Annotated in this window: 19 protein-coding genes and 1 tRNA gene; 15 read left to right on the plus strand and 5 right to left on the minus strand. The window is 67.4% G+C overall.

What is annotated here, in order from left to right:
- Positions 1–176: 176 nt before the first annotated feature.
- The gene (glgP, locus tag G6N54_RS26210) at positions 177–2,792 is read left to right on the plus strand and encodes an alpha-glucan family phosphorylase (RefSeq protein WP_163793343.1); all 2,616 of its coding nucleotides are present in this window, start codon (positions 177–179) and stop codon (positions 2,790–2,792) included.
- Here the strand turns inward: glgP and G6N54_RS26215 are convergent.
- Positions 2,789–4,831, minus strand: a complete 2,043-nt coding sequence (locus G6N54_RS26215; RefSeq protein WP_163794991.1) for an ATP-dependent DNA helicase — start codon at positions 4,829–4,831, stop codon at positions 2,789–2,791. The genes glgP and G6N54_RS26215 overlap by 4 nt on opposite strands.
- Positions 4,832–4,838: 7 nt before the next feature.
- The gene (locus tag G6N54_RS26220) at positions 4,839–6,203 is read right to left on the minus strand and encodes a nicotinate phosphoribosyltransferase (RefSeq protein ID WP_372513300.1); all 1,365 of its coding nucleotides are present in this window, start codon (positions 6,201–6,203) and stop codon (positions 4,839–4,841) included.
- On the opposite strand from G6N54_RS26220, the gene clpS reads away from it, so the two are divergent.
- The 8 genes from clpS to rdgB all read left to right on the plus strand — a co-directional run bounded on the left by clpS (position 6,202) and on the right by rdgB (position 12,109).
- On the plus strand, positions 6,202–6,507 hold the full coding sequence (gene clpS / locus G6N54_RS26225; protein WP_163793348.1) for an ATP-dependent Clp protease adapter ClpS: 306 nt from the start codon (positions 6,202–6,204) through the stop codon (positions 6,505–6,507). The genes G6N54_RS26220 and clpS overlap by 2 nt on opposite strands.
- Before the next feature lie 26 nt (positions 6,508–6,533).
- Positions 6,534–7,127, plus strand: coding sequence for an oxidative stress transcriptional regulator AosR (aosR, locus tag G6N54_RS26230; protein WP_163793350.1), 594 nt, complete (start codon positions 6,534–6,536; stop codon positions 7,125–7,127).
- Positions 7,124–8,161: a P1 family peptidase gene (locus G6N54_RS26235; RefSeq protein ID WP_163793353.1), complete on the plus strand. Its 1,038-nt coding sequence runs from the start codon at positions 7,124–7,126 to the stop codon at positions 8,159–8,161. The genes aosR and G6N54_RS26235 overlap by 4 nt, the downstream gene beginning before the upstream one ends.
- A 125-nt stretch (positions 8,162–8,286) precedes the next feature.
- Entirely contained in the window at positions 8,287–8,955 is a 669-nt protein-coding gene (locus G6N54_RS26240) for a rhomboid family intramembrane serine protease (protein ID WP_179969127.1), read from the plus strand.
- Positions 8,952–9,767, plus strand: coding sequence for a glutamate racemase (gene murI / locus G6N54_RS26245; RefSeq protein ID WP_163793355.1), 816 nt, complete (start codon positions 8,952–8,954; stop codon positions 9,765–9,767). The genes G6N54_RS26240 and murI overlap by 4 nt, the downstream gene beginning before the upstream one ends.
- 71 nt (positions 9,768–9,838) lie before the next feature.
- Positions 9,839–10,624: a cyclic nucleotide-degrading phosphodiesterase gene (locus G6N54_RS26250; protein WP_163793357.1), complete on the plus strand. Its 786-nt coding sequence runs from the start codon at positions 9,839–9,841 to the stop codon at positions 10,622–10,624.
- Positions 10,625–10,679: 55 nt separating this feature from the next.
- Positions 10,680–11,459 carry a ribonuclease PH gene (gene rph / locus G6N54_RS26255; protein WP_163793359.1) on the plus strand — a complete coding sequence of 260 codons (780 nt, stop codon included), beginning with the start codon at positions 10,680–10,682 and terminating at the stop codon, positions 11,457–11,459.
- Between the two features lie 2 nt (positions 11,460–11,461).
- The gene (gene rdgB, locus G6N54_RS26260; protein WP_179969128.1) at positions 11,462–12,109 is read left to right on the plus strand and encodes an RdgB/HAM1 family non-canonical purine NTP pyrophosphatase; all 648 of its coding nucleotides are present in this window, start codon (positions 11,462–11,464) and stop codon (positions 12,107–12,109) included.
- A gap of 16 nt (positions 12,110–12,125) precedes the next feature.
- Here rdgB and G6N54_RS26265 read toward each other — a convergent pair whose 3' ends face one another.
- Positions 12,126–12,476 (minus strand): DUF3817 domain-containing protein, encoded by a 351-nt coding sequence (locus tag G6N54_RS26265; RefSeq protein WP_163793362.1) that lies wholly within the window; start codon positions 12,474–12,476, stop codon positions 12,126–12,128.
- Entirely contained in the window at positions 12,473–12,865 is a 393-nt protein-coding gene (locus G6N54_RS26270) for a hypothetical protein (RefSeq protein ID WP_163793364.1), read from the minus strand. The genes G6N54_RS26265 and G6N54_RS26270 overlap by 4 nt, the downstream gene beginning before the upstream one ends.
- Before the next feature lie 151 nt (positions 12,866–13,016).
- On the opposite strand from G6N54_RS26270, the gene G6N54_RS26275 reads away from it, so the two are divergent.
- The 5 genes from G6N54_RS26275 (at position 13,017) to mbtN (ending at position 18,449) form a co-directional block, all read left to right on the plus strand.
- Positions 13,017–14,144 (plus strand): ferredoxin reductase, encoded by a 1,128-nt coding sequence (locus tag G6N54_RS26275; protein WP_163793366.1) that lies wholly within the window; start codon positions 13,017–13,019, stop codon positions 14,142–14,144.
- An 11-nt stretch (positions 14,145–14,155) separates the two neighbouring features.
- Entirely contained in the window at positions 14,156–15,388 is a 1,233-nt protein-coding gene (locus G6N54_RS26280) for a fatty acid desaturase family protein (RefSeq protein WP_163793368.1), read from the plus strand.
- Between the two features lie 67 nt (positions 15,389–15,455).
- Positions 15,456–15,704 carry an acyl carrier protein gene (locus G6N54_RS26285; RefSeq protein ID WP_163793370.1) on the plus strand — a complete coding sequence of 83 codons (249 nt, stop codon included), beginning with the start codon at positions 15,456–15,458 and terminating at the stop codon, positions 15,702–15,704.
- Positions 15,704–17,278: a long-chain-fatty acid--ACP ligase MbtM gene (gene mbtM, locus G6N54_RS26290; RefSeq protein WP_163793372.1), complete on the plus strand. Its 1,575-nt coding sequence runs from the start codon at positions 15,704–15,706 to the stop codon at positions 17,276–17,278. Before G6N54_RS26285 ends, mbtM begins: the two co-directional genes overlap by 1 nt.
- 1 nt (position 17,279) lies before the next feature.
- Complete coding sequence (mbtN, locus tag G6N54_RS26295) at positions 17,280–18,449, plus strand: mycobactin biosynthesis acyl-ACP dehydrogenase MbtN (protein WP_163793374.1); 1,170 nt, start codon at positions 17,280–17,282, stop codon at positions 18,447–18,449.
- Here mbtN and G6N54_RS26300 read toward each other — a convergent pair.
- Positions 18,416–19,048 carry a GNAT family N-acetyltransferase gene (locus tag G6N54_RS26300; protein ID WP_163793376.1) on the minus strand — a complete coding sequence of 211 codons (633 nt, stop codon included), beginning with the start codon at positions 19,046–19,048 and terminating at the stop codon, positions 18,416–18,418. The genes mbtN and G6N54_RS26300 overlap by 34 nt on opposite strands.
- A 307-nt stretch (positions 19,049–19,355) precedes the next feature.
- On the opposite strand from G6N54_RS26300, the gene G6N54_RS26305 reads away from it, so the two are divergent.
- Positions 19,356–19,437, plus strand: a tRNA-Leu gene (locus G6N54_RS26305).
- Positions 19,438–19,501: the final 64 nt, after the last annotated feature.

Consider the following 19,501-nt stretch of genomic DNA (forward strand, 5'->3'; position numbering starts at 1 on the left):
GAATGCCTGCCGTCTCAGGAAACATCGTCTTGTGGGGAAAGTTCCTGTACCGGGGAAGCGTCTTTGCGGCCCCGATAACTACCCGTACCCACCCTAGTGTCTGGTCACACACGCCCGGCGGCGAACGGTCGAACACCGACCTGCGCTGCCGGCAATCCTCAGTAAGGTGGTCATGTGTGAAAGCACTCCGTCGCTTTACCGTCCGCGCCCATCTGCCCGAGCGGCTCGCCGCACTCGAACAGCTGTCCATCAATCTGCGATGGTCCTGGGACAAGGCGACGCAAGACTTGTTCGCGACCATCGATCCCACGCTGTGGGCCAATTGCGGTAGCGATCCGGTGGCGCTGCTGGGCGCGGTCAAGCCCGCGCGCCTCGACGAATTGGCGCTCGACGAGGACTTCTTGCGCTGGCTCGACGAGCTGTCCGCCGACTTGAACGACTACCTGAGTCGGCCGCTGTGGTACCAGCAGCAGCAGGAAGCCGGTGTCGAGATGCCGACCGCTATCGCGTACTTCTCGATGGAGTTCGGCGTCGCCGAGGTGTTGCCCAACTACTCCGGTGGCCTGGGCATCCTGGCCGGCGACCACCTCAAGTCCGCGTCCGATCTGGGCGTGCCGCTGATCGCCGTCGGCCTGTACTACCGCTCCGGGTATTTTCGGCAGTCGCTGAGTGCCGAAGGCTGGCAGAACGAGACCTATCCGTCTCTGGATCCGCAGGGGCTGCCGCTGCGATTGCTCACCGACGCCGCCGGGGATCCGGTGCTGGTGCAACTGTCGCTGCCCGACTCGGCGCAGCTGACCGCCCGCATCCTGGTAGCGCAGGTGGGCCGGGTCCCGCTGCTGTTGCTCGACTCCGATGTGCCGGAGAACGAGCACGATCTGCGTAGCGTCACGGACCGGCTGTACGGCGGCGACCAGGAACACCGGATCAAGCAGGAGATCTTGGCGGGCATCGGCGGGGTGCGGGCAATCCGTGCGTTTACCGCCGTCGAAGGCCTGCCCGCGCCCGAGGTGTTCCACATGAACGAGGGGCACGCGGGGTTCCTCGGCGCCGAACGCATTCGGGAGCTGATCACCGACGCGGGCCTGGACTACGACACCGCCCTGACCGTGGTGCGGTCCAGCACCGTATTTACCACGCACACGCCGGTGCCCGCCGGCATCGACCGCTTCCCGGTGGACATGGTGCGGCTCTACTTCGACGACCATTCCGACGAGGACCTCGACGATCAGGAGCTCGCCTTGCTGCCGGGCGTGCCGCTCGATCGGGTGATCGCGCTGGGCGCCGAGGAAGACGAGACGAAATTCAATATGGCGCACATGGGTCTGCGGCTCGCGCAACGCGCCAACGGCGTCTCGCTGCTGCACGGCCGGGTGAGCCGGACCATGTTCAACGAGCTCTGGCCGGGATTCGACCGTGCCGAGGTGCCGATCGGGTCGATCACCAACGGTGTGCACGCCCGCACCTGGGCGGCGCCGCAATGGTTGCAGCTGGGCCGCGAGCTGGCCGGGCCGGACGACTCGGCGTTCAGCGACCCGGGCGTGTGGCTGCGGCTGCGAGAAGTCGATCCCGGTCACCTGTGGTGGATCCGCTCCCAACTGCGCGCGCTGCTGGTCGACGACGTCCGGCGCCGTCTGCGTCGCTCGTGGTTGGAGCGCGGCGCATCGGACGCTGAATTAGGCTGGATTGCAAAGGCTTTCGATCCGGACGTGCTAACGGTCGGTTTCGCCCGCCGGGTGCCGACCTATAAACGGTTGACGTTGATGCTGAGCGACCCCGATCGGTTGGAACGATTGCTGCTCAACAAGGAACGGCCGATCCAGCTGATCGTCGCCGGGAAGTCGCACCCGGCCGACGACGGGGGCAAGGCCCTGATCCAGCAGGTGGTGCGGTTCGCCGACCGGCCCGAGGTGCGTCACCGCATCGCGTTCCTGCCCGACTACGACATGTCCATGGCCCGGCTGCTGTATTGGGGCTGCGACGTCTGGCTCAACAATCCGTTGCGGCCGCTGGAGGCTTGCGGCACTTCGGGAATGAAAAGTGCGCTCAACGGCGGGTTGAACCTGTCCATCCGCGACGGCTGGTGGGACGAATGGTATGACGGCGAAAACGGTTGGGAGATACCGTCGGCCGACGGGGTGAGTGACGAGGAACGCCGCGACGAGCTGGAGTCCAGCGCCCTGTACGGCCTACTCGAACAGGCGGTGGCCCCGAAGTTCTACGAGCGCGACGAACACGGGGTGCCGCCGCGCTGGATCGAAATGGTCCGGCACACCCTGCAAACGCTCGGGCCTAAGGTGCTGGCTTCGCGGATGGTGCGCGACTACGTCGAGCAGTACTACGTGCCGGCGGCGCAGTCGCTGCGCAAGACCGTCGCCGACACCGGTGAGGGCGCGTTCGGCGCCGCGCGTGAGCTGGCCGACTACCGGCGGCGCGCCGTACAGGCGTGGCCCATGGTCAAGATCACCGACGTCGACTCCACCGGTCTGCCCGATACGCCGGTGCTCGGCTCGAAGCTCACCCTCACCGCGACCGTGCAGCTGGCGGGGCTGGCACCCGACGAGGTCACCGTGGAGGCGGTGGTGGGCCGGGTCGATTCCGGTGATGTGCTGCAGGACCCGGTCACCGTCGAAATGTCTTACACCGGAACGGCCGAAGGCGGCAACCAGGTGTTCTCGACGACGACCTCGCTGCCGGTGGCCGGGGCGGTCGGGTACACCGTCCGGGTGCTGCCGCATCACCCGATGCTCGCGGGCGGCAACGAGCTCGGCCTGGTCGCCCTCGCCGGTTAGCCCGCCTCCGACAGGCCGTCGGTCGCGGTGCGCAGTCGCCGCAGCGCGCCGCGGACCTGCTCGGCGTTGGTGGTCTGCCAAAACGGCGGCAGCGACGCGCGCAGGTAGCCTCCGTAGCCGGCGGTGACCATCCGCGAGTCGAGCACCGCGACCACGCCGCGGTCGGTGACGCGGCGCAGCAGCCGCCCCGAGCCCTGCGCCAGCAGCAGCGCCGCGTGACTGGCCGCGACGGCCATGAAGCCGTTGCCGCCGCGGGCGGCCACCGCGCGCTGCCGGGCACCCAGCAGCGGATCGTCCGGCCGCGGGAACGGGATGCGGTCGATCAGCACCAGCGACAGCGACGGCCCCGGCACGTCGACGCCCTGCCACAGCGACAGCGTGCCGAACAGCGAGGTCTCGGGATCGGCGCTGAACTGCTCGACCAACGCCGAGGTGCTGTCGTCGCCCTGGCACAGCACCGGTGTGGACAGCCGTTCGCGCATGGCGTCGGCGGCGGCCCGGGCGGCGCGCATCGACGAGAACAGACCCAGGGTGCGCCCGCCGGCGGCGGTGATCAGTTCGGCGATCTCGGTCAGCTGTTCGGCCGAGCCGGTGCCGTCGCGGCCCGGCGGAGGCAGATGCGCCGCCACGTATAGGATTCCGGCCTTGGCGTGCTCGAACGGCGATCCGACGTCCAGGGCACGCCACGCTGGGCCGTCCGTTGCCTCGTCTGGTCCTTTGAGTCCCCATGCCGAGGCCATCGCGTCGAAGGAGCCGCCGACCGTCAGTGTGGCCGAGGTCAGCACGGTCGTCGACCGCGTGAACACGTGATTGCGCAGCAAGCCGGCCACCGTCAGCGGTGCCACCCGCAGCACGGGTCGCGGCGAGCCCCGGTTGTCCTCGTGGTCCAGCCACACCACCTCGGTACGATCGGGGATCGCGGGCCCGAAAGACGTCAGGATCCGCGACGCGGTATCGGAGATCTCGCTCAGTGCCGCAATGGCTTCGGCGCGGGCCGCGGCCGCCTTGGAGTCGCTGGTGGTGTCGATGTCGGCGCGCGCCGCGCCGGCCACGTCGCGCAGCGCCCGCAGGTAAGTCGCCAGCTCGTCGTCGAGATGATCGATGCGGCCCGGCGTGGCGTCATGGATCGCCGCCGCGAAGGTCGCGGTCGTCGCCTCCAGTCGTTGGACCAGTTCTGGATTCACCAGTCGGGTGATCCGCCGCGCCGCGACCCCCAGGGCGGCCGACGTCAACTCCGCGGTGGCCACCGACGTCACCCGGTCGACCAGCTCGTGCGCCTCGTCGACGACCAGCAGCGAATGTTCGGGCAGCACTGCGGATTCCGAGACGGCGTCGATGGCTAGCAGGGCGTGATTGGTGACGACGACATCGGCCACACCGGCGCGGGAGCGCGCGCGTTCGGAAAAGCACTCAGTGCCGAACGGGCAGCGCGCCACCCCGAGGCACTCCCGGGCGGAGACGCTGACCTGTGACCAGGAGCGGTCCGGCACACCGGGTTTGAGGTCGTCGCGGTCACCCGAATCGGTCGTCGAGGCCCAGGCGGTGAGCCGTTGCACGTCGCGGCCCAGGGCGCTGGCCGCCATCGGATTGAACAACTCCTCCTGCGGCCGTCCCTCGTCGGCATCCGGTTCCTCGGTTGAGCCTAAAACACCTCCGTGAATCTTGTTCAAACACAGATAATTTCGTCGTCCTTTGAGCAGCGCGAACTGCGGGGGATGGGGCAGCGCGTCGGCCAGCGAGTCCGCCAGCCGCGGCAGGTCGCGGTCGACCAGCTGGCGCTGCAAGGCGATCGTCGCCGTCGACACCACCACCGGTGTCTCGTCGGCGATCGCGTGCACGATCGCGGGAATCAGGTAGGCCAGCGACTTGCCGGTTCCGGTGCCCGCCTGCACCGCGAGGTGCTCACCAGTGTCGAATGCTCGCGCGACCGCGGTCGCCATCTCCAGCTGGCCACTGCGCTCGGTGCCGCCGAGTGCGGCCACGGCGATGGCCAACAGCTCGGGTACGGATGCGGACACGTCGTCGACGTTATCTGCAATCGGGCGCTCAGACCGGAAAGTGCATCGTCGGAATCGCCGGTTCGCCGTGCGCCAATTTCAGGCCCTCCCAGGGCAGGCTGTGCAACCCGGACGCGACCAGCTCCCGGGCGGCGGCCAGGGCCGCGTGTCCTGTGCCGGCCACCACTTCGCCGCCGCGAACGAGCGGCGTGGTCAGCACCCGGGACGGTTGGCTGATCGACGGTGGCCGGCCCGCCGGATGCACGACCTCTTCGGTGATCGTGCCGGTCGGCCGCGACAGTCGCAGCGCTTCCTTGTGGCCGCCCTGGGACACCTTGTGGCTACTGCGTTTCTGTACCGGTATGCCGTCGACTTCGACCAGCTTGTAGACCATTCCCGCGGTCGGCGCGCCCGAGCCGGTGACTACCGCGGTGCCGGCGCCGTAACTGTCCACCGGCTCGGCCCGCAGCGCGGCGATGGAGAACTCGTCGAGATCGCCGGAGACCACAACGCGGGTGCCGGTGGCGCCCAGCTGGTCGAGTTGTTCGCGCGTCCGGCGGGCCAGCACTCCGAGTTCGCCGGAGTCGATCCGCACCGCCCCGAGTGTCGTCCCGGCGGCGGCCACGGCATTGGCCACTCCGGTCGTCACGTCGTAGGTGTCCACCAGCAGCGTGGTGTCCACCCCCAGCGCGTCGACCTGGGCGCGAAAAGCCGCCAGCTCGTCGGGTCCGTCCGCGCCGGTGTGCAGCATCGTGAACGCGTGCGCGGCGGTGCCTTCGGTCGGTATGCCGTAGCGGCGCTCGGCTTCCAGGTTGGAGGACGCGGCGAATCCGGCGATATAGGCGGCGCGGGCCGCGGCGACGGCGGCGTGTTCGTGGGTTCGCCGCGATCCCATCTCGATCAGCGGGCGACCGTCCGCGGCACTGACCATGCGTGCCGCTGCGGAGGCGATCGCCGTGTCGTGGTTGAAGATCGACAGCGCCAGCGTTTCGAGCACCACGCATTCGGCGAAACTGCCGCGCACCGTCAGCACCGGCGAGCCGGGAAAGTACAACTCGCCCTCGGCGTAGCCGTCGATATCGCCGGTGAACCGGTAATCGCGGAGATAACGCAGGGTTTCAGCGTCGAGGAATCGCGCCAACAGCTCGCACGCGTCGTCGTCGAACAGGAACCGTGGCAACGCTTCCAGCAAACGGCCGGTGCCGGCGACCACACCGTAGCGCCGCCCCTCGGGCAGGCGACGGGCGAACAGTTCGAACGTGGTTCGGCGCCCGGCCGTGCCGTCGCGCAGCGCCGCTGCCAGCATGGTCAACTCGTACTTATCGGTCAACAGCCCGGCCAAGGCAGGCTCGTTCATTCCGCAACGGTAACGGCCGGCGGCCGGTGGCGGGTCTCTCGGTATCCTGGAGGCCATGGTTGTTGCGTCAGCGCCTACCAAGCCCGGCACCACCGGGCAGCGCGAGTCCGCTCCAGTCGAGGTCACGGCCAGTCCATGGGTCACCGTCGTGTGGGACGACCCGGTCAATTTGATGACTTACGTGACGTATGTGTTCCAGAAGTTGTTCGGCTACAGCGAGCCGCAGGCCACCAAACTGATGTTGCAGGTGCACAACGAGGGCAAGGCGGTGGTGTCGGCGGGTAGCCGCGAGTCAATGGAAGTCGACGTGTCCAAGCTGCACGCCGCCGGTTTGTGGGCGACGCTGCAGCAGGACCGCTGAGATTCGAGGGGTATCCGGGATTTCCTGTGCGCAAATGGAAGCGGGTTGAGACCGCAGGTGGTCCCCGTTTCCGGTCCTCCTTGGCCCCGCACGAGGCCGATCTGCTCAAGAATCTGGTCGGCGCGTTGATCGACCTGCTCGACGAACGCGAATCTTCTTCTCCCTCAGATGAACTCGAGGAAATCACCGGCATCAAGACCGGTAACTCGGAGCCGCCCGGAGATCCGACGCTGCGGCGGCTGCTGCCAGACTTCTACCGGCCCGAGGGTGAGGGCGCATCGAGCGTCGGAAGCGAAACGCCCGAGGCTCTCAACGCTGCGCTGCGCAGTCTGCACGAGCCGGAGATTATCGACGCCAAACGTGTTGCGGCACAGCAGTTGTTGCACACAATTCCGGACGGTGGCGGACGGTTCGAGCTGAGCGAGGACGAGGCCAACGCCTGGATCTCGGCCGTCAACGACATTCGGCTGGCGCTGGGGGTCATGCTCGAAGTCGGGCCGGAAGGGCCGGAACGGCTGCCCGCCGACCATCCGATGGCCACCCACTTCGACGTCTACCAGTGGCTGACCGTGCTGCAGGAGTACCTGGTCCTGGTGCTGATGGGAAAGCAGGCCGGATGAACGCGATCACCGACGTCGGCGGCATCCGCGTCGGTCACTTCCAGCGGCTGGATCCCGACGCGTCGTTGGGCGCCGGGTGGGCCAGCGGTGTCACTGTCGTGCTGACACCGCCGGGCACTGTCGGCGCGGTCGACTGCCGCGGCGGCGCGCCCGGCACCCGGGAGACCGATCTGCTGGACCCGGCCAACACGGTGCGCTTCGTCGACGCGGTGCTGCTGGCCGGCGGCAGCGCCTACGGTTTGGCGGCCGCCGACGGCGTCATGCGATGGCTGGAGGAGCGCGAGCGCGGCCTGGTGATGAAGGGCGGATTGGTGCCCATCGTGCCCGGCGCGGTGATCTTCGACCTGCCGGTCGGCGGCTGGGATTGCCGGCCGACGGCGGAGTTCGGCTTTCAAGCCTGTGAAGCAGCGTGCGAGGCCGCCGGCGCGACGGCGGTCGGCACGGTCGGCGCCGGCGTGGGTGCGCGGGCCGGCGTGCTCAAGGGCGGCATCGGAACGGCGTCGACGACGCTGCCGTCGGGCGTCACCGTCGGCGCCGTCGTCGCGGTGAACTCCGCGGGCGATGTCGTCGACCGGGCCACCGGCCTGCCGTGGATGGCGGACCTGATCGAGGCGTTCGCGCTGAGGCCACCGCCGGCCGACCAGATCGAGACGCTCGCGCAGCTCCGGTCGCCGCTGGAACCGCTCAATACGACGATCGCGGTGGTCGCCACCGACGCGGCCCTGAGCTCGGCGGCCTGCCGGCGCATCGCGATCGCCGCCCAGGACGGCCTGGCCCGCACCATCCGGCCGGCACACACCCCGCTGGATGGCGACACCGTGTTCGCACTGGCGACCGGGGCGGTCGAGGTGCCGCCACCGGCCGACGCACCCGCGGCGATGTCTCCGGAGACGCGGCTGGTCACCGAGGTGGGTGCCGCCGCCGCCGATTGCCTGGCGCGCGCGGTGCTGGTCGGTGTGCTGGCGGCCGAGTCGGTCGCCGGAATACCGACCTACCGCGACACGTTGCCCGGCGCATTCGGAATAGGGGGCTGACGTGCCGCTGACGGGCGCGGATGCCGGTAGCCTGGATGATGCCGAGGACACTCGAGAAGGGCAGTTACGGGCATGAGCCGCGCTGGCGACGACGCCGAGCGCAGCGATGAAGAGGAGCGGCGCGCATGAGTGGTGCACAGCAGCGCCTACCCGCTACGCATCCGAAAAAGCGGCCCGACTGGATGGTCGGCGGGGCCACCATCCTCACCTTCGTCGCGCTGCTGTACCTGATCGAGCTGTTCGACCAGCTGTCGCGACATTCGCTGGACGCCAACGGCATCAGGCCGCTGGAAACCGACGGCCTGTGGGGGATCGTCTTCGCGCCCGTGCTGCACGCCAACTGGCAGCACCTGATGGCCAATACCGTCCCGCTGCTGGTGCTCGGTTTTCTGATGACCCTGGCCGGCTTGTCCCGGTTCGTGTGGGCCACCGCAATCGTGTGGATCCTGGGTGGCTTCGGCACCTGGTTGATCGGCAACTGGGGTAGCAACTGCGGGCCGACCGATCACATCGGGGCGTCCGGCCTGATCTTCGGCTGGCTGGCTTTCCTGCTGGTCTTCGGGATCTTCGTGCGGAAGCTCAGCGATATCGTCATCGGCCTGGTGGTGCTGTTCGTCTACGGCGGCGTGCTGTGGGGTGCCATGCCGGTGCTCGGTCAATGTGGCGGGGTGTCGTGGCAGGGCCACCTCTGCGGTGCCGTCGCCGGCATCGTGGCCGCGTATCTGTTGTCCGCTCCCGAACGCAAGGCCCGGGCGAAGCGCAAGGCCGGCAACGCGCCGCGGCTCAAGACATGAGTTCAGCACTGGCGCCCGTCGGGGTCTTCGACTCCGGCGTCGGGGGATTGACCGTCGCCCGCGCGATCATCGACCAACTGCCGGACGAGGACATCGTCTACGTCGGCGACACCGGCAACGGCCCTTACGGTCCCCTGACCATTCCCGAGGTGCGCGCCCACGCGCTGGCCATCGGTGACGATCTGGTCAGCCGCGGCGTGAAGGCGTTGGTGATCGCGTGCAACACCGCCTCCGCGGCCTGCCTGCGCGACGCCCGCGAGCGCTACGACGTGCCCGTCGTCGAGGTGATCCTGCCGGCCGTGCGCCGCGCCGTCGCGACCACCCGCACCGGCCGCATCGGTGTCATCGGTACCCAGGCGACCATCGCCTCGCACGCGTACCAGGACGCGTTCGCCGCCGCCCGCGACACCGAGATCACCGCGGTGGCCTGCCCGCGCTTCGTCGACTTCGTCGAGCGGGGCGTGACGAGCGGGCGTCAGGTGCTGGGACTGGCCGAGGGCTATCTGGAGCCACTGCAGCGCGCTCAGGTCGACACGCTGGTGCTGGGCTGCACGCACTACCCGCTGCTGTCGGGGTTGATTCAACTGGCGATGGGCGAAACTGTGACGCTCGTTTCCAGCGCCGAGGAAACCGCGAAGGAAGTGCTTCGGGTACTCACCGAACAGGATTTGCTGCGCCCGCATGACGCGCCGGCGGCCACCCGCGTCTTCGAAGCTACCGGCGACCCCGAGGCCTTCACGAAACTGGCGGCGCGATTCCTGGGGCCCGCCGTCGGCGGCGTCCGGCCGGTGCAACACTCGCCCATCGGCTAGGCCGCAGAGAGATTCTCATCACATCAATCGTGCGATGTTTTTCTCATGGTGGTTCCGGGCATGGCACAGTAGTGCCTGTGCGAATAACCGTGCTCGGCTGCTCGGGCAGCGTGGTCGGTCCGGACTCGCCAGCGTCGGGTTATTTGCTTCGGGCTCCGGACACTCCGCCGCTGGTACTGGACTTTGGCGGGGGTGTGCTAGGCGCCCTGCAGCGCCACGCCGATCCGGGGACCGTGCACGTGCTCTTGTCGCATCTGCATGCCGACCACTGTCTCGATATGCCGGGGCTGTTCGTGTGGCGCCGCTACCACCCGTCGTCGAAGCCCCTCGGCAAGGCGATGCTGTACGGCCCCAGCGACACCTGGTCGCGGCTGGGCGCCGCGTCGTCACCCTACGGCGGTGAAATCGACGATTGCTCGGACATATTCGACGTCCATCACTGGGTCGACGGCGAGCCGGTCGCGGTCGGTGCACTTACCGTGACGCCACGGGTGGTGGCACACCCCACCGAGTCCTACGGCTTGCGGATCACCGATCCCGGCGGAGCGTCGTTCGTCTACAGCGGCGACACCGGGGTCTGCGATCAGCTCGTCGAGCTGGCGCGCGACGCCGACGTATTCCTCTGCGAGGCGTCCTGGACGCACGCGCCCGACCGTCCGCCCGCCTTGCACCTGTCCGGCACCGAGGCGGGCCGGGTCGCCGCGCAGGCCGGCGTTCGCGAGCTGCTGCTGACCCACATCCCGCCGTGGACCTCGCGTGAGGACGTGATCAGCGAAGCCAAGGCCGAGTTCGACGGTCCGGTGCACGCCGTGGTGTGCAACGAGACCTTCGACGTTCGGCACTCCGAACGAGTCTGATTCGACCGACCGGTTCCCCGACGCCCCGCCGGGCCGGGGTGGCTAGGGTGATTGGGTGTCGAAACGAGAAGACGGTCGCAATGACGACGAGCTTCGCCCGGTAGTCATCACCCGGGGCTTCACCGAGAATCCCGCGGGTTCGGTGCTGATCGGATTCGGTGGAACCAAAGTCCTGTGCACCGCGAGTGTCACCGAGGGAGTACCGCGCTGGCGCAAGGGGTCTGGCCTGGGCTGGCTGACCGCGGAGTACGCGATGCTGCCGTCGGCCACCCATACCCGCTCCGACCGCGAATCGGTGAAGGGCCGGCTGTCCGGGCGCACCCAGGAGATCAGCCGGCTGGTCGGGCGCTCGCTGCGTGCGTGCATCGACCTGGCGGCGCTGGGGGAGAACACCATCGCCGTCGACTGCGATGTGCTGCAGGCCGACGGTGGCACTCGCACCGCCGCGATCACGGGTGCCTATGTGGCGCTGGCCGATGCGGTGACCTACCTGTCGGCGGCGGGCAAGCTCTCGGATCCACGACCGTTGTCGTGCGCGATCGCGGCGGTGAGCGTCGGTGTGGTCGACGGCAGGATCCGCGTCGACCTGCCCTACGAGGAGGATTCGCGCGCCGAGGTCGACATGAACGTCGTCGCCACCGACACGGGCACCCTGGTGGAGGTCCAGGGCACCGGCGAGGGTGCGACGTTCCCACGCTCGACGCTGGACAAGCTGCTCGACATGGCGCTCGGTGCGTGCGACACACTTTTCGCCGCGCAGCGTGCGGCGCTGGAGTTGCCGTACCCGGGCGTGCTGCCCGACGGGCCAACCGCGCCGAAGGCGTTCGGCAGCTGACCGTGCCTGATGGTGACGACCCGCCGCGCCCGGCTTCGCCACCCTCGCGATCGTCACGGCTGCTGGTCGCCAGCCGCAACCCCAAGAAGCTGGCCGAACTGCGCCGAGTGCTCGACGGTGCCGGGCTGTCGGGGCTGACGCTGGTGTCGCTCAACGAGGTGGCGCCGTTCGACGAGGCGCCCGAGACCGGTGCGACGTTCGAGGACAACGCGTTGGCCAAGGCGCGGGATGCGTTCGCCGCTACCGGGTTAGCGACCGTGGCCGACGATTCCGGCCTGGAGGTGACTGCCCTCAATGGGATGCCCGGCGTGCTGTCGGCGCGCTGGGCGGGCACCCACGGCGACGACGCCGGCAACACCGCGCTGCTGCTTGCCCAGCTCCGCGATGTGCCCGACGAACGGCGCTCCGCGGCGTTCGTGTCGGCCTGCGCGCTGGTGTCGGGCAGCGGGGAAGTCGTCGTCCGCGGCGAGTGGCAGGGCGCGATCGCCCGGGTGCCACGCGGCGACGGCGGGTTCGGCTACGACCCGGTTTTCGTTCCGGCCGGCTCCGAGCGATCCGCGGCGCAGTTGAGTCCCGCGGAGAAGGACGCGGCCTCGCATCGGGGTCGCGCGCTGGCCCTGCTGCTGCCCGCCTTACGCGAGCTGGCCTAGCCGCGCGGCAGCGAGCTCACAGCCCGTAGCGGGCCTTGATGTCCTTGGTCTGGAAGTGCTCGACGATGATGCCCAGCAGCGGGATCGTGCCGGCCAACAGCACGCCGATGGTCTTGCCGATCGGCCAGCGGACCTTGATGGCCAGGTTGAAAGCCGTGAGCACGTAAGCGAAATACACCCAGCCGTGCACCACTTCGATCCACCGGATCTCGTGGTGGAACGCGAGGTGCGAGACGATCTCGTAGCACAGTGCGATCAGCCACAGACCCGTCGTCCACGCCATGATTCGGTAGCCGAGCAAGGCTGGGCGGATGCGGTCGGCGGAGACGGCTTCGCTGGTCTCGGAGGGTGTCTCGGGCGTGGTCATGCAGTGGTCCTGTTCTGCTTTTCGGCATCGTTGGCTGCGAGCTGCGCTAGGTAAGCGTTGTACTCCCGCAGGGCGGGGTCGTCGGCGGGCTGCTGTGCGGGCGCGGGCCGCTCGGGTAACAGCCCGTCCGGGATCTCGGTGACCGCGCCCTGGTTGCGCGGTTTCGGCGGAGCCTCTTCGTAGCGGACGAAGTTGCGGTACGCGTAGAGGCAGAACCACGCGAACAGCGGCCACTGCAACGCGTAGCCGAGGTTCTGGAAGGTGCCCGACGCCGATTGAAAGCGGGTCCACTGCCACCAGCCCAAGGCCAGGCAGCCGCAGGCCGAAGCGATCGCCAGGACGATCAGCGCGGGCCGGTGATGGCGCCGCCGAGGGGCTTCGCTGGACACCCCTCGACGGTACCGCGCGGGGGCCTACGCAGCGCCGGCCGCCGTCCATTTCAGCGAACAACTGTTTATTGAATGCTGTCGTGGGGAAGCCGACTGACAACCGTGTTCTCAGCCGACGCACGGAAACCTTAATAGACCACAGGGACAAATGATGGGTTCTACCCTGCGCAGCCTCACTCGATGGAGCACGGCGCCGGCAAGGGGCGTCGAGACCGCCAAGTCCTGGGTCAACGTGCCGCGCGGGCTCGCAGCCCGTGCGACCACGCCGTTGCTCCCCGATGACTATCTCAAAATGCTCAACCCGCTGTGGTCGGCTCGCGAACTGCGCGGCCTGATCGTGGATGTGCATCCCGAGACCGCGGACTCGGCAACCGTGACGATCAAGCCGGGGTGGGGCTTCTCGGGTAAGTACCGGCCTGGCCAGTACGTCGGTATCGGGTTGCGGATCGACGGCCGGTGGCACTGGCGCTCGTATTCATTGACGTCTATTCCACGGCGCGACAACAAGAACATCACGATCACCGTCAAGGCCACCCCCGAGGGTTTCTTGTCGACCCACCTGGTGAACGGTGTGGAGCCGGGGATCATCGTGCGCCTGGCTTCGCCGAAGGGGGAGTTCGCGCTACCCGACCCGCCGCCGGCCAAGATCCTGTTTGTCACCGCGGGCAGCGGCATCACACCGGTGATGGCCATGCTGCGGACGCTCAATGCCCGAAAACAGCACGCCGACATCGTGCACATTCACTCGGCACCCAGCGCTGACGACGTAATCTTCCGCGACGAGTTGCGAGAGCTGGACGAATCCCGGGACGGGTATCGACTCCACTTGCAGCTCACCGAAACCGAGGGTCACCTCGACTTCAACGAACTCGCCGACATCGTGGCCGACTGGCAAGAGCGGTCGGCATGGGTATGCGGCCCCACGGCCCTGCTGGACGCCGCGGAAGACGTTTGGAAAAAAGCGGACGCCGGCGATCTGCTGCACATGGAGCGCTTTACCATTGCCGCTACCGATAAGGGCGGCGAAGGGGGCACCGTCACCTTCGCGATTTCCGACAAAGAAATCGAAATCGATGGCGCCACTTCACTTTTGGAAGCCGGAGAAAAGGTGGGCATTCAGATGCCGTTCGGATGCCGGATGGGCATCTGTCAAACCTGCGTGCTGCCGCTGGAGTCCGGGCACGTGCGCGACTTCAGGTCCGGGACCGAACACGGTGAAGGCGACCGGATCCAAACCTGCATTTCCACCGCATCCGGCAACTGCACACTGAAGATCTGAGGGGGAAACTGATGGCAATCACGGACGTAAAGCGATATGCACACCTGAGCGCCGAGGACGTCGAAGCGCTCGGGCGGGAGCTCGACGCCATTCGTGCCGACATCGAAGATTCTCGCGGCGAGCGCGACGCCCGCTACATTCGACGCTCGGTTCAATTGCAACGCGCTCTGGTAGTCGGCGCTCGAATCGTGTTGATGGCCAGCCGCAATAGGTACGCGTGGGCCGTGGGGACGGCGATGCTCGGCACCGGCAAGATCATCGAGAACATGGAACTCGGACACAACATCACCCACGGTCAATGGGACTGGATGAACGACCCGGAGATCCACTCCACCGAATGGGAATGGGATACCACCTCGCCGAGCGTCCATTGGAAGAAGTCGCACAACTTCATTCACCACAAGTACACCAACATCGTCGGCATGGATGACGACGTCGGCTACGGCATCATGAGGGTGACCCGCGACGAACCCTGGGCGCGGTGGATGATTGGCAATCCGATCTACAACCTGTTGCTGGGCACGCTGTTCGAATGGGGCGTTGCGGCACACGGATTGGAGCTTTCGGCGGTCCGTCGGCATGACAAGGCCTGGGCGCAAGTGCGCAAGGACCTGCGGATCATCGCTAAGAAGGTCGGTAAGCAGGTCGGCAAGGACTATGCCGTATTTCCGGCGTTGGCCGGACGCAATTGGAAGCACACCCTGCGGGCCAATATGGTCGCCAACCTGATCCGCAACTACTGGTCCTACATGGTGATCTTCTGCGGCCACTTTCCGGACGGTGCCGAGAAGTTCACGAAAGAGGAATTCCAGAACGAGTCGCAGGGCGAGTGGTATCTGCGCCAGATGCTGGGGTCGGCGAACTTCAACGCTGGGCCCCTGCTGGCATTCATGAGCGGAAATCTCTGCTATCAGATCGAGCACCACCTCTTTCCGGACCTCCCGAGCAATCGCTACGCGGAGATCTCGGTGCGGGTGCGCGAGCTGTGTGAGAAGTACGACCTGCCCTACACCACGGGATCCCTTGGCCGGCAATACATGCAGTCGTTCTGGACGATCCTCAAGCTCGCGTTGCCGGACAAACTGCTCAAAGGGACGCCGGACGACGCCCCGGAGACCAACTCCGAGTTGAAGTTCCGTGTCCGCGAGGGCCTGCGAGAGAGCTTCGTCGACCCTGCGACGGGGCAGCGCCGGGGCCTGCGAACCGCGCTGCGCGAATTGCAGTCCAGTTCGCACGCGGCATGAGTGGCGTAACTCTCAGCTCGGAACCAAGGCTAGCCTTGCCTTAGCTGACCGTGTAAGGTCCCTCGCCATGGCCTCCTCTTCTTCCGCGGTGACCAGTGCGCTGCAAAGCATTCTTCGCGACGACCTCAACGTCGACATGACCCGGGTCACCCCGGAAGCCAGACTGATCGACGATGTCGGCTTGGACTCGGTCGCCTTTGCTGTCGGCATGGTCGCCATCGAGGAGCGGCTTGGTGTCGCGCTCTCCGAGGAAGAGCTCCTGACCTGCGACACCGTCGGCGACGTGGACGCGGCGATCGCGGCGAAAACACCGTAATGAGCGAACTGGCGGCAGCGGTTACGCGGTCGATGCGGGCCGCGACCTCCGAATTGGCCGTCTTCGACAAGGAGACCTCGGGGTGGCACCGGCGCTCCTGGCCGGAAGTGCACGGGTTAGCCGAGGCAATTGGGGCCTGGCTGCTCGACCATGAACGACCCACCGCGGTCGGTCTCGTGGGCGAGCCGACGATCGAGTTCGTCGCCGCGATCCAGGGTGCGTGGCTGACCGGCGCGGCCATCTCGATCCTGCCGGGGCCGGTGCGTGGCGCCGAGTTACGGCATTGGGCGGAGTCGATACTGGCCCGGTTTGCCGAGATCGGGGTCGGTGCTGTCCTGAGCCATGGCTCGCAGCTGGAAAGTCTGCGAGCGGAAGCGCATCCGGGCATCACGGTCGAAGACCTCGCAACCGCGGCGCGCACCCACCGCTCGGCGTCGGGTCTGCCCCACGCGGAATCCACCGGCTACGCCATTCTGCAAGGAACGGCGGGATCGACCGGATCGCCCAAAACCGCGATGCTGTCGCCGGGAGCCGTGCTCAGCAACATGCGCGGAGTCGATCAACGATTCGGCTTCGACGTCTCCCGTGACGTTGTGTCCTCATGGCTGCCCATGTTTCACGACATGGGGCTCACCTGCGTGCTTTCCTCGATGCTGGCCGGGTTGCCGCTGTGGCTGGCGTCGCCGACGGCGTTCTCCGCGTCGCCCTTCAATTGGCTGAAGTGGCTGTCGGAAAGCCACGCGACGCTTACCGCCGCGCCCAACTTGGCGTACAACATCTTGGGCAAGTACGCCTCGCTGGTGTCCGACGTCGATCTGGGTGCCATGCGGGTGGCGATCAACGGCGGGGAGCCGATCGACTGCGAGGGATTTGGCCGGTTCGCAGAAGCCATGGCGCCGTTCGGATTTGACGCCGGTGCACTGGCGCCGTCATATGGCCTCGCCGAGGCCACCTGCGCGGTATCGCTGCCCGCGGCGGGCACGGGCTTGAACTTCGCCATCGTTTCCGACGACACCGGTTCGCGCAAATACGCTGTCTTGGGCCAGGCGGTGCCCGGCATGGAGATACGGGTCGTGTCCGCAGATCGCTATGCCGGCACGGCCGACCGCGAGATCGGCGAGATCGAGATTCGCGGTACGTCGATGATGGACGGCTACCGGGGTCACCCGGCCATCGATCGCGACGACTGGTTCCCCACCGGCGATTTGGGCTTCTTCGATGACGGTGGCCTGGTCGTGTGCGGCCGGGCCAAGGAAATCATCTCGATTGCGGGGCGCAACATTTTCCCGACGGAGATCGAGCTGATCGCCGCTCAAGTCGACGGCGTGCGGGAAGGCTGTGTGGTTGCCCTGGGCACCGGCGAACGATCTGCGCGCCCCGGCCTGGTCGTCGCGGCAGAGTTCAAGGGCGATGACGAGGGCCAGGCGCGCAGCGAAGTGATTCAGCGCATCGCGTCGGTGTGCGGAATCGTGCCGGCCGATGTGGTTTTCATGTCGCCGGGGTCCCTGCCCCGCACCTCGTCGGGCAAGTTACGGCGGCTGGAAGTGCGGCGAACACTGGAGCTGGTGGACTGAGATGACCTCGACAAGCCAGACCGTCTTCGACGCCGAGTATCGGGCGCTACTCTTCGACGCGTTCGACGACCGCGTAATCGAGTGGACGTCGGAAGCCGAAGCACAGCAACGTTTTCCGCGTAAGCTGATCGAGCACTTGGGCGCGAGCGGTGTCTTCTCCGCGAAGTGGACCGACCAGACTCAGCCCGATGTCAACAAGCTCATCGAGCTCGCACTCGCCCTGGGGCAGCTGGCCTCCGCCGGTATCGGCGTGGGCGTCAGCCTGCACGACTCGGCGATCGCACTGCTGCGCCGCTTCGGCAAGTCCGACTACCTGAAGGACATCTGCGAGAAGGCGATTCGCGGCGAGGCGGTGCTCTGCATCGGTGCCTCGGAAGAATCCGGCGGATCGGATCTGCAGATCGTCGAAACCGAGGTTCGTTCGCACGACGGTGGTTTCGCGGTCCGCGGCATCAAGAAGTTCGTCTCGCTCTCACCCATCGCCGATCACATCATGGTGGTGGCGCGCAGCGTCGACCACGACTCGTCCAGCCGGCACGGCAACGCCGTGGTAGTGGCGGTTCCGACCACGCATGTCAAAGTGCAGCAGCCGTACAACAAGGTTGGTGCCGGGCCGCTGGACACCGCGGCGGTCCACATCGATACCTGGGTTCCGGCCGACGCGATGGTCGCGCGGGCCGGCACCGGGCTGGCGGCCATCAGCTGGGGACTGGCGCACGAGCGCATGTCGATCGCCGGCCAGATCGCGGCTTCGTGCCAGCGGGTGATCGGAATTACTTTGGCCCGCATGGTGACTCGGCGCCAGTTCGGCAACACGCTGTTCGAGCATCAGGCGTTGCGGTTGCGGATGGCCGACCTGCAGGCCCGGGTCGACCAGCTCCGCTTCGCGCTGCACGGCATCGCCGCTCAGGGGCGGCTGGATCTGCGCGCGGCCGCGGGGATCAAGGTCACCGCGGCACGGCTGGGCGAAGAGGTCATCGGCGAGTGCATGCACATCTTCGGCGGGTCAGGCTATCTCGTCGACGAAACACCGCTGGGCCGGGTGTGGCGTGACATGAAGCTGGCCCGGGTCGGCGGTGGCACCGACGAAGTCCTCTGGGAATTGGTCGCGGCCGGCATGAAAGCCGACCACGCCGACTACGAGGACTGGGTCGGACGCTCCAACGCGTAGAGCACCATCCGCCGGTTCGGCGCGTCGTGCTCACCGAGCGAACGGCATCCGACGTACTCGCACAGTCGGCGCACCGTGGTGTTGCGGTGATCGGGGTCGAACATGATCCGGCCGCAGCGTGGTTCCTGGGCGAACGCACTGGCCACGATGCGCGGCAGCAGTCGCGGACCGAAGCCACGGTTGACCAGCCTCAGGTCGGCGATGGCCGCATGCAGGCCGATATCGTAGGGATGCGCGTCGTAATGGTGCGAGATCATGTCCTTTGCCGCCCAATAGATCTCGAGGTAGGCGCATTCTTCGCCGCGCAGGGTTGCGATCAACGGCAGCGAATAGGTCCCGTCGAGCTGCGCCTCGATGTGTTGGCGCCAGCGCGCTGCCGGCCAGGCGTATTCCCACGTCTCGGCGAGGTGCGGGCGGTTCATCCACTCCGCCACCATCTCCGCGTCATCGCTTCTCGCGGCGCGCATCTCGTATGGCGGGTCCAGCGCGGGAACCGGAAGGGGGCCAACGCGCCGTACCTGTTCGGACAGGTCCCTGCGTTCGCGCTTCAGTACCTGGGTCGACGCGTGGTCGGTCTGGGCGCTTGAGGCTCCATTCATCGGTTGCTGACCTTACCCGAGCCCCTTTTCGAGGTTAGGTTAGGCATGCCAAATACTGGTGCGACCAGCTCGCTGACTGCTGCCGACGTAGGACGCACCTATCAGCCGCGTCGGGTGAGCGCCCGCGGGGTTCGGTGTGCGCCGCGGGCGAGAACACGCCGGCCAGGGGCGCCGAAGACGCACGCTCGAATGACCGCGGCACGCGTGCAAGATGCCGCCTAACTGTGGTGGTCGCCCGGGGTGCCCGCCGCAGGCCGCGGCAGTGCCGTTTGCCTGGCCGCCGGAGCGGTAATATCGCAGGGCCCAGGCGCGAGTGGCGGAATTGGTAGACGCGCTGGATTTAGGTTCCAGTGTCTTAGGACGTGGGGGTTCGAGTCCCCCCTTGCGCACTCCGGTGTTTCAGCCGCGAATCTCGTGCACCCCACCATCGCGCCTCGACCGCCCGCCGAACTG

Origin of the sequence: Mycobacterium stomatepiae, from assembly GCF_010731715.1 — a bacterium.
GTDB lineage: Bacteria > Actinomycetota > Actinomycetes > Mycobacteriales > Mycobacteriaceae > Mycobacterium > Mycobacterium stomatepiae.

Coding starts and splice junctions, on each gene's coding strand:
- clpS (WP_163793348.1), top strand. CDS start 6,202: ATGGTTGTTGCGTCAGCGCCTACCAAGCCCGGCACCACCGGGCAGCGC.
- G6N54_RS26220 (WP_372513300.1), bottom strand. CDS start 6,203: ATGGCCTCCAGGATACCGAGAGACCCGCCACCGGCCGCCGGCCGTTAC.
- G6N54_RS26235 (WP_163793353.1), top strand. CDS start 7,124: ATGAACGCGATCACCGACGTCGGCGGCATCCGCGTCGGTCACTTCCAG.
- G6N54_RS26240 (WP_179969127.1), top strand. CDS start 8,287: ATGAGTGGTGCACAGCAGCGCCTACCCGCTACGCATCCGAAAAAGCGG.
- murI (WP_163793355.1), top strand. CDS start 8,952: ATGAGTTCAGCACTGGCGCCCGTCGGGGTCTTCGACTCCGGCGTCGGG.
- G6N54_RS26265 (WP_163793362.1), bottom strand. CDS start 12,476: ATGACCACGCCCGAGACACCCTCCGAGACCAGCGAAGCCGTCTCCGCC.
- G6N54_RS26275 (WP_163793366.1), top strand. CDS start 13,017: ATGGGTTCTACCCTGCGCAGCCTCACTCGATGGAGCACGGCGCCGGCA.
- G6N54_RS26280 (WP_163793368.1), top strand. CDS start 14,156: ATGGCAATCACGGACGTAAAGCGATATGCACACCTGAGCGCCGAGGAC.
- G6N54_RS26285 (WP_163793370.1), top strand. CDS start 15,456: ATGGCCTCCTCTTCTTCCGCGGTGACCAGTGCGCTGCAAAGCATTCTT.
- mbtM (WP_163793372.1), top strand. CDS start 15,704: ATGAGCGAACTGGCGGCAGCGGTTACGCGGTCGATGCGGGCCGCGACC.
- mbtN (WP_163793374.1), top strand. CDS start 17,280: ATGACCTCGACAAGCCAGACCGTCTTCGACGCCGAGTATCGGGCGCTA.
- G6N54_RS26300 (WP_163793376.1), bottom strand. CDS start 19,048: ATGAATGGAGCCTCAAGCGCCCAGACCGACCACGCGTCGACCCAGGTA.